Below are 14,218 nucleotides of genomic sequence, written 5' to 3'. Positions count from 1 at the left end.
AATAAATCGGGAAAATTAAGATCCACTCAAAAAATTCCCGATCATCGCATGTTATTCAAAATTGATTCATTCTTTTCCCTCCATAAAACTATCCATAATAACATCACTGATCCCCATATTTGAGAATCCTCCGTCATGGTATAAATTTTGAAGTGTAACTTTACGTGTCAGGTCAGAAAATAGTGTAAGGGTATAGTCTGCGCATTCCAAGGCTGTCGCGTTGCCTAAAGGAGACATTTTTTCTGCATAGCTTAAAAAACCGCCAAAGCCCTTAACACCACTTCCTGCAGTCGTTGGTGTCGGAGACTGGGAAATCGTATTTACACGGACTTTATGATCCCGCCCGAAGAAGTAACCAAAGCTTCTTGCTATGGATTCCAAATAGGCCTTGTTATCAGCCATATCGTTATAATCAGGAAAAACCCTCTGTGCAGCCATGTAGGTTAATGCAACAATGGATCCCCATTCACTCATGGCATTTTTTTTGTACAGTACATTCATCACCCGGTGAAAAGATAAAGCAGAAACATCAAAACCTTTATGTGTAAAATCGTAGTTAGATTCGGTATAATGCCTTCCTTTTCTCACATTAATTGACATACCAATTGAATGCAGCACAAAATCGATCTTTCCTCCTAAAATTTCCATAGACTTCTCTACTAAATTCTCCAGATCCTCCATAACGGTGGCATCGGCAGGAATAATCTCTGACCCCGTGTTTGCAGCCAACTTATTGATTTCACCCATTCTCATAGCAATAGGTGCATTGGTTAAAACAAAAGTTGCTCCTTCTTCATGTGCCCTTTCAGCAACCTTCCAGGCAATTGAGTCTTCATTTAAAGCTCCAAATATGATTCCTTTCTTTCCTTTTAATAGATTGTACATACTTCTTGATTTATTTTATTTTTATTCCTATCCATTTCTACCGACAGTTCCTTATCGGACAGCGGCAAAGTTAAGTGTTTATTTTTATATGAATCTTATGACAAAAGCTGCTTGGCATGGGCTATGGCAGATTCTGTAATTTTGGCACCTCCCAACATTTCAGCGAGTTCCACCAAACGTTCATCTTCATTCAATAACTTTATGTTTGATGAAACACCTTCCTTGTGCTCTTCTTTAAATACTTTAAAATGATGCTGTCCTTTAGCTGCAACCTGCGGAAGATGCGTAATGGTAATTACCTGCATGTTTCTGCTCATCGCCAACATGACCTCCGCTATTCTGTTCGAAACTTCTCCCGAAACTCCTGTATCAATTTCATCAAAGATAATAGCCGGAAGGTTTGAATATTGAGAAAGTATCCATTTAACAGCCAGCATCATCCTTGACATTTCGCCTCCCGATGCTACTTTCTTCATGGCTTCATACGTTTTTCCCTTATCAGATGACATCAAAAAAAGTAATTGGTCTTTACCATTCGATAAAAACTCATCTGTTCCTGAAAGTTCTACTTTTAAGCGGGTGTTCTTCATTTCAAGTCCCGTCAAAGATGTTTCGATTTGAGAAACGAACTTAGGGATGGCCTCTTTTCTTCTTTTGTATAATTGCATGCACACCCTGTCTAATGCTGCTGCTGTCTCTCCTATTTCTTTCGTCATTTTGTCAATTGTAGCTTCAGCCTGATCAACATTCTCGATTTTCAAATGATAGCCATCACGAACTTCGATCAATTCTTTAACAGTTGAAACTCCGTGTTTCTTCTGTAAATCATAGAGGAGCTGCAGCCTGTCCTCAACCCTTTCCAATGCCTCGGGGTCATAGACCAAGTGTTCATTTTCAGATTCAATTTCCTCTAACAGGTCCTTGAATTCAATCAACAAACTTTTCATCCTTTCCGACAAGCTCCGGTAAAGATCAGCATACGATCCTATACGCGATAATTGTTGGCCTATTTCAGAAAGCTGGCTGAATGCACCTATCGAGTCCCTTTCCGAAATTTCGAGTATACCCGATAAATTGGCCTTGATTTCTTCGGCGTGTGCCAGTTTTTCAAGATCCTTTTCCAAGGCCTCTTGTTCCTCAACTTTTAAATCAGCTTTATCCAGTTCATCCCAGAGAAACATATGATAGTCGTATTCCTTTTGAGCCTGTTGCTGCGCCTCTTTAAATGCCTCTAAATTCTTCAGTAAAAATTTATAGTGTCCATGCGCATGTTGATAATCATTCAAGTACTTCGCATTATCGGCCAGCCCATCTATAATATGAAACTGATATAAAGGATCAGCCAACTGCAACGTTTCATGTTGAGAATGAATATCGATCAACTGCCTCGACAAACTGTTTAATACTGCTAAGGTTGTTGGTGTATCATTCACAAATGCCCTTGATTTTCCATTGGGTAAGATTTCTCTTCTTATAATTACCCAAGGATCATAGTCCAGGTCATTTTCATTAAAAAATGCTTTCAAATGGTAGGCTCCGATTTGGAACTCTGCTTCAATCACACATTTTTTTGCCTTGTCATAAACCAGACTGGTATCTGCTCTTTTTCCAAGCACGAGGGCTAAACCTCCCATCAAAATTGATTTACCCGCCCCGGTTTCACCTGTTATGATAGACAGTCCATCCTTAAAATCGACTTTTAGGTTTTCTATCAGGGCATAGTTCTTTATGGACAATGATGCAAGCATAAAATCTACTCAATTAATAAAGATATTGATCAATAAACAAACTTAGATAAAAAGTCACACTGATATTCAAAAGAGACTAGATTTTAAGTTCCTTCCATTTTTCGTCAAAAGCAGGGTAAATTCTGGATAGTACCTCGCGTAATTTTGATGTATCTATTCTGGGCCCATCGGAAAAAACATCAACGATTTCATCTCCTTTAGTATCAAAGAATACCCTGATCAAAAAAGTATTCGGTCTCTCATTATAAAGTGTTTGAAGGTCTGTAATTGATTTGCTCATAACCTCTTTGGCTTCCCTTGTATTGTCGACCATTCTGTCGAGCCCTAACAGATGGTATTCATACATCGTTTTTCTGTATTGTTCATACACAGGAGACAACAGGTTTTCATTTAACTGATATCGCGTATAATTTCCATCGATCCTGTTCCAACCTATTCCACCACCTTGCTGCGCCACATTAACTACATTTTCGGCAAGCTTGAAGAAATTTTCACCGCCTTTAAAACCAAAGGTATCTGCCTGATATCCCAAAATGGTGTAGGCATAAAAAGTTAAAAGAGATACAAGATTGGAATCAAAAGAGTTCTCATTGTACACCAGAGGTTGAAATTCCTCGTAACTAAAAGAGATATCATTATCGTTAAAATTTAAAATAGATGTTGTGTAAGTGGCATTATAAACAGGTCTTGAAATTTTAAGTTGTAAACTGCCGCGAAAACTATTGGTCGACAAAGCCTCCAAAATGTTTATGGTAATTGAACAATCAATGCGCTCATGAGTTCTATACACTGAACTTGTCCATTTGGTATTGTTCATATACTCAAAGATATCATTCTGCATGGTGTCAAAAATCTTCTTGTTCGAAACACCAATTTCTGCCGAATTGATAAAAACAACACAATTTAATTCCTGTGCCGACAACTTCAATCCGAATAAGAGCAGACCTATGATTAAAACCTTACGCATGAACACTTTTTAAAATCTCATTAAAAATATCAGTAGCCACTTCCTGTTTGCTTTTGAGGCCAAACTCCTGAATCTGAAAATTTTTATCGATAAGGGTGACCTTGTTCGTGTCAGATCTGAAACCAGCTCCCTTATCCTGAAGAGAATTCAGTACGATCAGATCGAGATTCTTTTTCCTGATCTTATCTTTTGCGTTTTCAAGTTCGTTTTCAGTCTCTAATGCAAAACCAACCAGGTATTGATTATTTTTTACAGCTCCTGCAGAAGCCAGTATATCTTTAGTTGGCACCAGCGTGATCTGCATCTCACTAGTCTTCTTTTTTATTTTTTGAGAAGATACAACTTTTGGAGTAAAATCAGAAACCGCAGCCGAAAAGATGGCTATGTCGACTTCTCCATAAAACTTATGTATGGTTTGATACATTTGCGCTGCGCTCATCACATCAATTCTGTCTATGGCTGTGTGATGCAAAGCTTCATTACTCGGACCTGTTACCAGTATCACGGTTGCGCCTAACTGAGCTGCCGCCTCTGCGAGTGCAAAACCCATTTTTCCAGAAGAGTGATTTCCGATAAACCTTACCGGATCAATTGCCTCGTAGGTCGGTCCGGCCGTTATTAGAACGCGCTTTCCTCTGAGTGGCAAACTCGCTGTCAGATCCTTTTGAATAAAAGCAACGATTTCTTCAGGTTCTGCCATTCTTCCTTCGCCTTCAAGGCCACTGGCTAATTCTCCGTATGCAGGCGGAATAAAAACATTCCCCCTTCTTTCCAGGGTACTAATGTTTGTGGATGTAGTTTCATGCTGATACATATCCAAATCCATGGCCGGAGCAAAATAAACAGTGGATTTGGCTGAAAGATATGTTGCCAAAAGCAAATTATCACAGATACCTTCGGCCATTTTCGCCAAGGTATTGGCTGTTAACGGGGCGATCACCATCAAATCTGCCCAAAGTGCCAAATCTACATGGTTGTTCCACAATTCATTCTCTTCATTTTTATCATAAAAAGTAGAATAAACAGGATTCTTCGACAAGGTTGACAGGGTAAGCGGAGTAACAAAATCCTTAGCGGAAGGTGTCATCACTACCTTTACATCAGCACCTGCCTTAATAAAATGTCTTACCAGGAAGGATGTTTTGTAAGCAGCTATTCCAGCAGTAACTCCGAGAAGAATATTCTTACCGCTTAAAACAGACATAATTAGTCTAAATTATCGTTACTTGTATCTGGTGTTCTGTAGTATATTTCACCTTTGAGCCATTCCTCAACAGCGATAGAAGTCGGTTTTGGAAGACGCTCATAAAAACGAGAAACTTCTATCTGTTCTTTGTTTTCAAAAACTTCTTCAAGACTATCATTGAAAGTCGCAAATTCTTCAAGTTTATCAATCAATTCACTTTTCAGATCTTCATTAACCTGAGCTGCCCTTTTTGACATAATAGAAATAGCCTTGTAAATATTATGAGTAGGCTCTTCAATTTTAACTTTGTCAAAAGTAATCGTGCTCTCAGGAGCTTCTGTATTCTTGTAATCTTTCATCTGTTAATTATTTTGTGATATTGTAGTGAATAATTCCTTTGTTTTCATCAATTCCTGCTCAAGTTTAGCATACGAGCCATTTAACTCCTTCATCCTGTCTGATTCCGGGAAGGACTTTTGAAATTTCTTATAAGACCTTATGGCATCATTTAACCTTTCTTCCTTTTTTGTGATCACACTATTCATCCCCAGGGCGTAGGCAGACTTAAAGCTGTAATAATAGGTTTCCTCTTTGAATTCAGAGCCCAAATGGTCTTCATTAAATGTTTCAAAGGCTTGTATAGCTGCTTTATAATTTTCAGTGTGATAATATAGTCTTGCTACTTCAAAGTCTTTGAATTGTAATTTTCTGTTTAATGCCGCATAATCTTTGTTAGCTTCCTCAATCATTTCAGAATTTGGATATTTATCAATAAAGTCCTGGTACGCCGTTAAAGCTTTGTAGGTATCTTCCTGATCCCTGCTGTAAACAGGTGATGCCAAATAATAACTCCTGGCACTCAGGTAAGCCGCCTCCTGAGCTTTTGTACTTTCAGGATAATTGGTGATGAATTTTGAAAAATAATAAGAAGCCATGGTATAATTCTCAGTTTGAAAATAACAATCTGAGATCATATATTGGATTCTTTCCATTTGAGGTTTATTGGCATAAGGCCCCATAATCTTTTCAAACAGGGTGATGGCTTTTTTGTATTCCTTCTTTTCATACATAGCAACCGCCATCTGATACTTTTCAGTATTCTTACCTTTGTTTAAAACCTTCTGATATTCACCACATGAACCCATTAAAAAGCTCATTAACATGATTAAGGCTAACTTCTTCATTTTTTGCATCTGGCAAAATTACTCTTTTAAAATGAAATTAGAAAAAATATTTTTTGCATACACAGAAAAAGAATCAAGTATTAACCACTTGATTCTTAATTATATAATATACAAACTGTTAAAAAATCCTGTTTACTGCGGTGCAGCAGCATTAGAGACCAACAGTTTTACATCATTATCAAACAGATACAGGCCACCTTTGTCATCCCCGATCAAATTGATCTTGTCAAGAATATTCCTGGCTAAGGCTTCTTCTTCAATCTGTTCAGCCACATACCACTGGAGGAAATTATGCGTTGCATAGTCTTTTTCCTTTAGGGTGATATCGACAAGGTCATTAATTTTTTGAGAGACCATTACTTCATGATCAAACAAGCTCTGGAACATTTCTTTGAAAGACCCAAATGACACAGGCGGCTTTTCCAATTGTGTAATCTGTGCATGACCACCTCTTTCATTGACGAACTTCACCAATTTAAGCATGTGCATTCTTTCTTCATCAGAATGGGCATACATAAACGATGCAACTCCCTCAAACCCCTGGACTTCAGCCCATGAAGCCATGGCTAGGTATATTTGTGAAGATTCAGCCTCGATTTGAATCTGATAATTTAATGCTTCTTGAATTTTATTTGAAACCATTTTTTTAACTTTTAAATTTAGTGACAAAGATATTAATTTTTTGTCGTAATTCTGGTGTTGCAGACACTAAAGGCATTCTCACAAATGACCTTGATATATCTAGTGCATCCAGCATGCTTTTGACACCTGCCGGGTTGCCTTCAGAAAAGATCAAATCAATACTTTCGGCTAAACTGTAAAATATTTCAAAAGCCTTCTGACTTTCTCCCTCAAAACCCAAACGTATCATTTGACTAAATGCTTTGGGCAAAGCCTGTCCAATCACCGAAATAACTCCGGCTCCTCCTGCCAAAACAAAAGGCAAAGCCAGTTTATCTTCTCCTGAGATAAGAAGAAAATCAGCAGGTTTCCTCCTGAGGAGCTCGAGGGCCTGTTCAAAATCTCCTGCGGCCTCCTTTAACCCAATGACATTCTTACAGTCATTGGCCAGTCTGATTACAGTGTCAGGAGTTATATTGCTCCCGGTTCGTGGAGGTACGTTATACAAAATAACCGGTAAAGGACTCGCTTCGGCAAACATTCTATAATGCTGATATATGCCTTCTTGTGTGGGTCTGTTATAATAAGGGGAAACCGATAATATTGCCGAAAAACCATCAAAATCACCCTCCTTAAGCTCCTTTACTAAACTGAGCGTATCATTTCCTCCCAGCCCCAAAACAACCGGCAACCTTCCTTTATTAACCTCCAGGACCTTTGCTTTTATGATTTCTTTTTCCTCTTTGGATAGTGTAGCCGTTTCTCCGGTGGTTCCTAGAACCACCAGATAATCCACGCCATTATCAATCTGATAATTCACTAATCTTTCTAAGGCTTCCAAATCGACAGCTCGATTCGACGTAAAAGGCGTTATCAATGCCACCCCTGTTCCTCTAAATTGTTCCATTGTTTATTTGATAATTATCGCAGTTATTTGATCAGTTTCAGTATTTGTAAATATTTTACCAGTTCGTCGTTAAAAGTATCGATATCGTTCCCCGTGGTTTTGATCGAAATATCGTTGAAAAAATTAGATTCATGGTCAAATCCCGCTTTCAATTGGGCCGCAGATTTAAGCATGATTACTTTCGGAAACAACAGTTCCGGATCACAGTAATTGATCAAAAGGTCAAAATCCCTGCTCACAAATTTACTAAGGATCTCCGATTTAATCTTTCCATTGAATCCAAAATGCGTTTCATCACATAATCTGTATAACTCGGGTGCCACCCCTCTTCCTGAAGGATCAAACAAAATAATTTTAAGATCCTCAGGTTCCAAATGCAAAGCTTCACTCAACCTCTTTGTGAAATTATAGGTTTGAAACAAAGTCAATTCCGCCAAAACGCCAACACGATTTACCACTTTAACTTTGATTTCCTTGTTGAAGCCATCAGCTTTACGTTGGTTTTTTATAAATTTGTTGGCAGTTTTATTCTTTAAATTCAATATTCCCATTCAACCGAATTATGCGCACAAAACTATATAAAATTATAGTATTAATACTTATTTCGTCATTATTAAACAAAATAGTTGTTTCCTGTAAAGAAAAAAACAGCGAACTGAAAATGATACGGGGTGAGCAAGTCGAAATCAGCCCAGATCTTAAGCCCGATCAGGAGTTCCTCAAAGCAATACAACCCTATAAGAATGCCCTTCAAAGCAAGATTAACGAAGCTCTCTGCTACAATCCCAGGGTACTTTCAAGAAATGAAGCGGAACTTGAAAGTTCTCTGGGGAATTTTTATGCTGATGTATGCTTTAAAAGTGCCGACAGTATTTTTTTTAAATCATCTGGCAGACATATAGATTTTGCCTTATTCAATTACGGAGGAATTAGAACCGAAATACAAAAAGGGACAGTTACAGTCAAAGATATTTTTAAACTGATGCCCTTTGAAAACAAACTGGTGGTGGTTAGGTTATCCGGTGCGAAAGTGACAGAACTTTTTGATTATCTGGTAAAAAAGGAACAGGCACATCCGGTCTCGGGATTGCAACTTGTTTTAGACAATGGCAAACTTTCCAGCATCAGAATTCAAGGTAAGGCCTTCGAGACAGATAAAAGCTACTGGGTGCTAACACATGACTATTTGCAACATGGAGGAGACAATATGTCATTTTTTACTGAACCCCTCGAATTAGTTAGTACAGATTACAAAGTAAGGGATGCCCTTATTGATCACCTGAGAATTCAAGATACCCTAAGGGGTTTTTTAGACAATAGATTTATCAAAATCAATTAGATGGAAAGAAGGCAATTTTTAAAAAACACAATAGCCACCGGATCCCTGATCAGTATGGGAGCAATACCCTTGGCATCATGTGAGCGAAACACCGAAAAAAGAATTACGATCCTACATACCAATGATGTCCATAGCCATATAGAATCATTTCCAAACAGTCACCAGAAATACCCGAATATTGGCGGAGTAGCAAAACGCGCATCTCTTATCGAAACTATTCGAAATGAAAACCCCAACATACTGTTATTCGACGCGGGCGATATTTTTCAGGGAACGCCCTATTTTAATTATTTTGGAGGTGAGGTCGAATTCAAAATGATGAGCAAACTCGGCTATGATGCCTCAACCATTGGAAATCATGATTTTGACAATAGCATTGATGGTCTGGAAAAACAATTGCCGCATGCAAGTTTTGATTTTCTCATTGCCAACTACGATTTTAAAAACACGATTCTTGAGGGGAAAACAAAACCCTATAAAATCTTTTACCGAGATGGTATAAAAATAGGTGTATTTGGCCTGGGCATCAAACTCAATGGCCTGGTTGATCCGGCGCTTTATAAAGAAACCGTTTATCTCGATCCGATTGAAATTACGCAAGACATATCGAGTCTTTTAAAGAATGATGAAAAATGTGACCTTGTGATCTGTTTATCGCATTTGGGCTATTTTTACAAAAGGAGCCCCGAATCGATGAGCGACATGACATTGGCCAAAAAAACCAAAAACGTCGACCTGATTATTGGCGGACATACCCATACGTTTCTTAAAAAACCTACTGTTGTTAAAAATATTGACAACAGAAACTTGCTGGTGAACCAGGTTGGCTGCTGGGGTGTAAATATCGGACGAATAGACTTTATTTTTGATCACAGCAAAAATATTTCTTCCAAAGGAACCAGCATTATTGTATAATCCCCTTCTTGTTCTGAGGTTTTAATTTGATTAAAATCTAAAACAGGGATCAACCCGTATAAAAGATTAATTGATATGATCGAAAGGCAGGTTCACTATTTGCTCAATCTTTTTTACATCTGTTACCATAAGTCGCCCCATGCCCATTTCGGTCAGTTCACGCTCAGGTTTTCTCGCAGTAAAATGAAGGTAGTCAATTCCTGAAAGCGAAAACCTCAAGGCGTTTTCATGACTAATGCCGCTTCCGGCAATAACCTGGATTTTACGTCCAAAAGTCTGCTGGATCTCTGAAATTACCTGAATCCCGTTTTCTGCTTTGGGATGCAGGCCCGAGGTTAATAACCGATCAAAACCAAACGAAACAACTTTCTCTATGGCTGACCTGAAATCAGGGACAAAGTCGAAAGCCCTGTGAAAAGTGGTTTTCAAGCCTAAACTACGAGAGAGTTGTACAAGATCCAGATTTTTATTCGAAACCTCATTATTATCGTCGAGAATCCCAAAAACCACCCCGTAGGCTCCCGCTGTTTTAGCAGCTTCAATATCCAGTCTCATCAGAATCAGATCTTCTTCTGTAATTTGAAATCCACCCTCATTATGCCTAATCATTGTATGAACCTCAACCTTTGACTGATCGACACATTGCTTGATCAAACCAAAGCTAGGCGTAAGACCCCCGGCTGAAAGCGCCGAACAAAGTTCTATACTTGTAAAACCATATTGCCCGGCCAGCGTCGCCCCTTCAACACTATCTGTACATAATTCAAATTTCATATCTTACAGGTATTTACAAACCCTATTTCGGTTTTTAAGAATTAAATATGTGCAACAAGACATTTCTACTTGCATAAAATAGGATTTGATTCATGTAAAAATAGTATTTTTAGCCGATCAATAAAATTTAATATGCTCGAACTCGCTGGTATTATCATCTTAGGAATCATTGCTCAATGGGTAGCCTGGAAATTTAAAATTCCAGCCATACTTCCGCTTATTCTCATTGGTTTGTTCGTGGGTCCGTTCTCCACGATGTTTTCAGATGATGGCAATAAATGGATAGAACCTCTTTGGGATGGTGAAAACGGATTATTCCCGGGAGAAAGCCTGTTCAATTTTGTTTCTTTATCCATCGCTCTTATCCTCTTTGAAGGCGGCTTGACCTTAAAAAAAGATGAAATAAAAAGTGTCGGACCCGTTATTTATAAACTTATCACCTTAGGGGCTTTTATCACAATGATCACTGCCGGAATTGCTGCTCATTTTATCATTGGCCTGAACTGGCCTTTGTCCTTTTTGTTCTCTTCCCTGATCATTGTTACCGGACCAACGGTAATTACCCCAATACTGAGGAACCTGCCTTTAAAAAAAGATATCTCAACCGTGTTGAAATGGGAAGGAATTCTCATTGATCCTATAGGAGCTTTGGTAGCCGTACTTGTTTTTGAATTTATTAGCGTGGGCGGAGACCACGGTACCCAATACACCAAAGAGACATTGATAGAATTTGGTAAAATTTTAATTATTGGATTTTCTATTGGATTTACTTCAGCCTATACCTTTGCCTTGGCACTCAAGCACAGATGGATACCCCATTATTTACTCAACGTGGTTTCGTTGGCCCTTGTATTGACCGTGTTTGTTCTTTCAGATTTGTTTGCCCATGAAAGCGGGCTTCTTGCCGTGGTGATTATGGGAATGGTTCTCGGTAATATGAAACTAACCGCTTTAAAAGACGTTTTATATTTTAAAGAAACGATCAGCATCCTTTTAATATCAATTCTTTTTATTTTACTCTCCGCAAATATTGACATACTTGACCTTGAACTGATCTACAATTGGAATTCACTCATTCTATTTGTCATTGTTGTTTTGATCATCAGGCCTCTTGCCGTATTCTTGAGCAGCAGGAAGAGCACCCTGTCTAAAAATGAGAAAATTTTTATAAGCTGGGTGGGGCCAAGAGGAATTGTTGCAGCAGGTATTGCCTCCCTATTTGGGTTGAAGCTTACCATGCAGGGCGTTGATAACGCCAATTATATTACGCCACTCGTTTTTATGATTGTTCTTGGAACAGTACTGCTCAATGCAACTACCGCAAGAATTGTGGCAGGGCTTACAGGGGTTTTACTAAAAAAATCTGAAGGGATTTTAATCGTTGGTGCTTCAAAACCTTCACGTTTGATCGCCAGGTATTTAAAGAACAATAAGAAGAGGGTGGTGTTGATTGACAGCAACAGAAACAATATTTCTCAAGCGCTGAATGAGGGGCTCGAGGCCATTGAATGTGACATTTATGGTGATGAGATTTTCGAAAATATCGAATTAAATGACATGGGATATTTACTTGCACTTACCGGAAGTAGAGCCATTAATGAATACGCCTTGTCAAAACTTCAATCGGTTTTTGGTGAAGAAGGGGCCTTCAGGCTGATCAGCAGCGAAGAAATGAGAGATCCTGAAAACAATCCTGAATTGGGACTTTTTTCACAGACAGATGACTATATCAATATTTCTGAAGTGGTGAGGGATTACCCTGTGATCAATGAAGTCGTGATTAATTCCAAGGAACATTATCAGCAGATCATAGAGGCCACAAATAATGAATTGAAATCGATTCCTCTTTTTGTGAAGGACCTTAACGGCGAAATTCACATTATCCCGGCCGACCAAAGTAAAATAACCGTAGACAAAGGATTTAAGCTCATGTATCTGGGGAAAAAACTGGATCTTTAATCTTCAGTTTCCAAAAGATTGAATCTAGCCTTGATCATTACAGGAAAATGGTCCGAAGGATATCTCCCATCTTTGGAATCAGTGAGTACTCCGTATTTTTCTACAGTTATGTCCTGTTTCGAGCAAAATATATAATCAATCCTGTCCCTTACCGGTTTATCAAACTCGAACCCTGTAAATGTTCCAAAAGGACCAAAAGGCGGTTCCATGGTCTGCCTTCTCGCATCACTGAAATGTTCAGATAAATAGCGAATAGCATTAGTGTTTTCGTTGAGGTTGAAATCCCCTAAGATAAAAACCGGGAAATCATCTTTATTGATTTCTTCTATTTTCCGCACGATTAATGCTGCACTCCTTTCTCTTGCCAATTCACCTATATGGTCGAAATGAGTATTGAAAACCCAAAAATTATTTCCTGTCCTTTTGTCCATAAAAAAAGCATAGGTACAGATTCTTTCCAGCGCAGCATCCCATCCTTTTGATACTTTGTCAGGCGTCTCTGACAACCAGAAGGTATGCCCTCCTAACAATTGGAATTTTTGCTTATCATAAAAAATGGCACAATACTCTCCCTTTTCCTTGCCGTCATCCCTGCCTACTCCCACATAAGCATAATTCATAAGAAAATCATCGAGATAGGATACCTGATGACCGAGGCCTTCCTGGATACCAAATATATCAGGGGCATAAAAAAGAAGTTGTTTGCCTACATAGGCTTTCCTTTTATCCCACTGATTTTCGCCATCGTTAACCGTGGCATAACGGATATTATATGTCATCAAACTCAGTTCCTGACCCAAAACCGTTGTGCAAATACAAGTAAAAATAAGTATTCCAAGACTTTTGCTCCTCATAACATTGAAACTAGATCGTAATGATCAGGTGGCCATTACAACTCGAATGAACCATATAAACCCTTAGATTTTTTTCATCTGTTGCTTAACCATGCTGATCTGATCCTTCAGCATGCCGTGCTTATCCAATTTCTTGGCTTCCGCGATCAAAGTTGTCGCTTCTCTTTTCCTTCTTTTAGTAAGGGCTATTCCAGCCAGCTGTAATTTTGCCATTGCCTTGTCATGATCCATAGCCAGGCCTATGCTTAACGCTTTTTTAAAGAACCTTTCTGCTTGTGTAAGATTGGTTTGCGATACCATGATTCCCCTAAGAAAATTATAATAGCCTTCCTGTTTCTTAGTCAGGGCAGCTGACGGGTTTTTAATTTTATCAAGAAGTTTGTTGCCCCCCTCAAAATCCTGCTTTCTCAGTTTAAAAAAAGTCAACAAAAGGATCTCATTTTTAAAATAAAAAAAGACGAAAATCCCTGCCAACAATACAATGGAAATACCATTCATGATATGGCCTTTTGAAAACTCATACACAGCCCATACCAATATAAATGCAGCAAGGACCAGTTTTATATATTTATTGAACATAGTTGATTTAATTTTTGTGCAAATTTACATTTTTATAGGACTAATCATGACATAAATGAGATTAAAAACGCGTATCAAACAACTTGTTATTTGATTTAATGCTCACAGATACTAAATATAACCACAGATCTCCTCTTCATTTATTTGTCAATGAAGCATTTCCTTTTATTTGAGTCACTTTTAATTTACCTGCTTATAAATCCGAAAATTTGAGTAGACAGGCTTATCCCATATTTTGATAACATGACCGAACCAGAATACATCATAACATTGAACAATCAGCCATGACACTTACAATGT

The 14,218-nt window shown here is 38.3% G+C and carries 15 protein-coding genes; 3 read left to right on the top strand and 12 right to left on the bottom strand.

Going from position 1 to position 14,218, the window contains the following annotated elements; all coding sequences use genetic code 11:
• Positions 1-66: 66 nt before the first annotated feature.
• From AABB81_RS01090 to AABB81_RS01050, 9 genes are all read right to left on the bottom strand, one after another.
• Positions 67-885, bottom strand: coding sequence for an enoyl-ACP reductase FabI (locus AABB81_RS01090; protein WP_342158021.1), 819 nt, complete (start codon positions 883-885; stop codon positions 67-69).
• 95 nt (positions 886-980) lie between these two features.
• Positions 981-2,633, bottom strand: a complete 1,653-nt coding sequence (recN, locus tag AABB81_RS01085) for a DNA repair protein RecN (protein WP_342158019.1) — start codon at positions 2,631-2,633, stop codon at positions 981-983.
• A gap of 76 nt (positions 2,634-2,709) precedes the next feature.
• Entirely contained in the window at positions 2,710-3,600 is an 891-nt protein-coding gene (porD, locus tag AABB81_RS01080; protein WP_342158018.1) for a type IX secretion system protein PorD, read from the bottom strand.
• Positions 3,593-4,804 (bottom strand): bifunctional phosphopantothenoylcysteine decarboxylase/phosphopantothenate--cysteine ligase CoaBC, encoded by a 1,212-nt coding sequence (gene coaBC, locus AABB81_RS01075; RefSeq protein ID WP_342158017.1) that lies wholly within the window; start codon positions 4,802-4,804, stop codon positions 3,593-3,595. Before coaBC ends, porD begins: the two co-directional genes overlap by 8 nt.
• A gap of 2 nt (positions 4,805-4,806) precedes the next feature.
• Positions 4,807-5,145 (bottom strand): hypothetical protein, encoded by a 339-nt coding sequence (locus tag AABB81_RS01070; RefSeq protein WP_342158016.1) that lies wholly within the window; start codon positions 5,143-5,145, stop codon positions 4,807-4,809.
• Positions 5,146-5,148: 3 nt separating this feature from the next.
• Positions 5,149-5,970, bottom strand: a complete 822-nt coding sequence (locus AABB81_RS01065) for an outer membrane protein assembly factor BamD (protein ID WP_342158014.1) — start codon at positions 5,968-5,970, stop codon at positions 5,149-5,151.
• A 132-nt stretch (positions 5,971-6,102) separates the two neighbouring features.
• Positions 6,103-6,612, bottom strand: coding sequence for a ferritin (locus tag AABB81_RS01060; RefSeq protein WP_342158012.1), 510 nt, complete (start codon positions 6,610-6,612; stop codon positions 6,103-6,105).
• Between the two features lie 4 nt (positions 6,613-6,616).
• Complete coding sequence (gene dapA / locus AABB81_RS01055) at positions 6,617-7,498, bottom strand: 4-hydroxy-tetrahydrodipicolinate synthase (RefSeq protein ID WP_342158011.1); 882 nt, start codon at positions 7,496-7,498, stop codon at positions 6,617-6,619.
• 23 nt (positions 7,499-7,521) lie between these two features.
• Positions 7,522-8,049, bottom strand: coding sequence for a DUF6913 domain-containing protein (locus AABB81_RS01050; RefSeq protein ID WP_342158010.1), 528 nt, complete (start codon positions 8,047-8,049; stop codon positions 7,522-7,524).
• A gap of 11 nt (positions 8,050-8,060) precedes the next feature.
• Here AABB81_RS01050 and AABB81_RS01045 point away from each other — a divergent pair, with 11 nt between their 5' ends.
• Complete coding sequence (locus tag AABB81_RS01045; RefSeq protein WP_342158009.1) at positions 8,061-8,837, top strand: 5'-nucleotidase C-terminal domain-containing protein; 777 nt, start codon at positions 8,061-8,063, stop codon at positions 8,835-8,837.
• On the top strand, positions 8,838-9,752 hold the full coding sequence (locus tag AABB81_RS01040; RefSeq protein ID WP_342158008.1) for a bifunctional metallophosphatase/5'-nucleotidase: 915 nt from the start codon (positions 8,838-8,840) through the stop codon (positions 9,750-9,752).
• Positions 9,753-9,818: 66 nt separating this feature from the next.
• Here AABB81_RS01040 and AABB81_RS01035 read toward each other — a convergent pair whose 3' ends face one another.
• Positions 9,819-10,526 (bottom strand): copper homeostasis protein CutC, encoded by a 708-nt coding sequence (locus AABB81_RS01035; RefSeq protein ID WP_342158007.1) that lies wholly within the window; start codon positions 10,524-10,526, stop codon positions 9,819-9,821.
• A 132-nt stretch (positions 10,527-10,658) separates the two neighbouring features.
• On the opposite strand from AABB81_RS01035, the gene AABB81_RS01030 reads away from it, so the two are divergent.
• The gene (locus AABB81_RS01030; RefSeq protein WP_342158005.1) at positions 10,659-12,485 is read left to right on the top strand and encodes a cation:proton antiporter; all 1,827 of its coding nucleotides are present in this window, start codon (positions 10,659-10,661) and stop codon (positions 12,483-12,485) included.
• On the opposite strand, the gene AABB81_RS01025 is transcribed toward AABB81_RS01030, so the two are convergent.
• Together AABB81_RS01025 and AABB81_RS01020 are read right to left on the bottom strand one after the other, a co-directional pair.
• Positions 12,482-13,339, bottom strand: a complete 858-nt coding sequence (locus AABB81_RS01025; RefSeq protein WP_342158004.1) for an endonuclease/exonuclease/phosphatase family protein — start codon at positions 13,337-13,339, stop codon at positions 12,482-12,484. The two genes, AABB81_RS01030 and AABB81_RS01025, sit on opposite strands and share 4 nt — an antisense overlap.
• A gap of 63 nt (positions 13,340-13,402) precedes the next feature.
• Positions 13,403-13,918: a DUF2892 domain-containing protein gene (locus AABB81_RS01020; RefSeq protein WP_342158003.1), complete on the bottom strand. Its 516-nt coding sequence runs from the start codon at positions 13,916-13,918 to the stop codon at positions 13,403-13,405.
• Positions 13,919-14,218: the final 300 nt, after the last annotated feature.

It is taken from the genome of Lutimonas vermicola (genome assembly GCF_038433205.1).
Taxonomy (GTDB): domain Bacteria; phylum Bacteroidota; class Bacteroidia; order Flavobacteriales; family Flavobacteriaceae; genus Lutimonas; species Lutimonas vermicola.
The sequence above is the reverse complement of the archived record's forward strand: the minus strand, read 5'-3'. Positions and strand labels throughout refer to the sequence as shown.

Bases quoted from the DNA above. Each gene is read 5' to 3' on its own strand.
- AABB81_RS01035 (WP_342158007.1), bottom strand. From the start codon at position 10,526: ATGAAATTTGAATTATGTACAGATAGTGTTGAAGGGGCGACGCTGGCC.
- AABB81_RS01070 (WP_342158016.1), bottom strand. From the start codon at position 5,145: ATGAAAGATTACAAGAATACAGAAGCTCCTGAGAGCACGATTACTTTT.
- AABB81_RS01045 (WP_342158009.1), top strand. From the start codon at position 8,061: ATGCGCACAAAACTATATAAAATTATAGTATTAATACTTATTTCGTCA.
- AABB81_RS01030 (WP_342158005.1), top strand. From the start codon at position 10,659: ATGCTCGAACTCGCTGGTATTATCATCTTAGGAATCATTGCTCAATGG.
- AABB81_RS01050 (WP_342158010.1), bottom strand. From the start codon at position 8,049: ATGGGAATATTGAATTTAAAGAATAAAACTGCCAACAAATTTATAAAA.
- AABB81_RS01060 (WP_342158012.1), bottom strand. From the start codon at position 6,612: ATGGTTTCAAATAAAATTCAAGAAGCATTAAATTATCAGATTCAAATC.
- AABB81_RS01090 (WP_342158021.1), bottom strand. From the start codon at position 885: ATGTACAATCTATTAAAAGGAAAGAAAGGAATCATATTTGGAGCTTTA.
- coaBC (WP_342158017.1), bottom strand. From the start codon at position 4,804: ATGTCTGTTTTAAGCGGTAAGAATATTCTTCTCGGAGTTACTGCTGGA.
- recN (WP_342158019.1), bottom strand. From the start codon at position 2,633: ATGCTTGCATCATTGTCCATAAAGAACTATGCCCTGATAGAAAACCTA.
- AABB81_RS01025 (WP_342158004.1), bottom strand. From the start codon at position 13,339: ATGAGGAGCAAAAGTCTTGGAATACTTATTTTTACTTGTATTTGCACA.
- porD (WP_342158018.1), bottom strand. From the start codon at position 3,600: ATGCGTAAGGTTTTAATCATAGGTCTGCTCTTATTCGGATTGAAGTTG.
- AABB81_RS01065 (WP_342158014.1), bottom strand. From the start codon at position 5,970: ATGAAGAAGTTAGCCTTAATCATGTTAATGAGCTTTTTAATGGGTTCA.
- AABB81_RS01020 (WP_342158003.1), bottom strand. From the start codon at position 13,918: ATGTTCAATAAATATATAAAACTGGTCCTTGCTGCATTTATATTGGTA.
- dapA (WP_342158011.1), bottom strand. From the start codon at position 7,498: ATGGAACAATTTAGAGGAACAGGGGTGGCATTGATAACGCCTTTTACG.
- AABB81_RS01040 (WP_342158008.1), top strand. From the start codon at position 8,838: ATGGAAAGAAGGCAATTTTTAAAAAACACAATAGCCACCGGATCCCTG.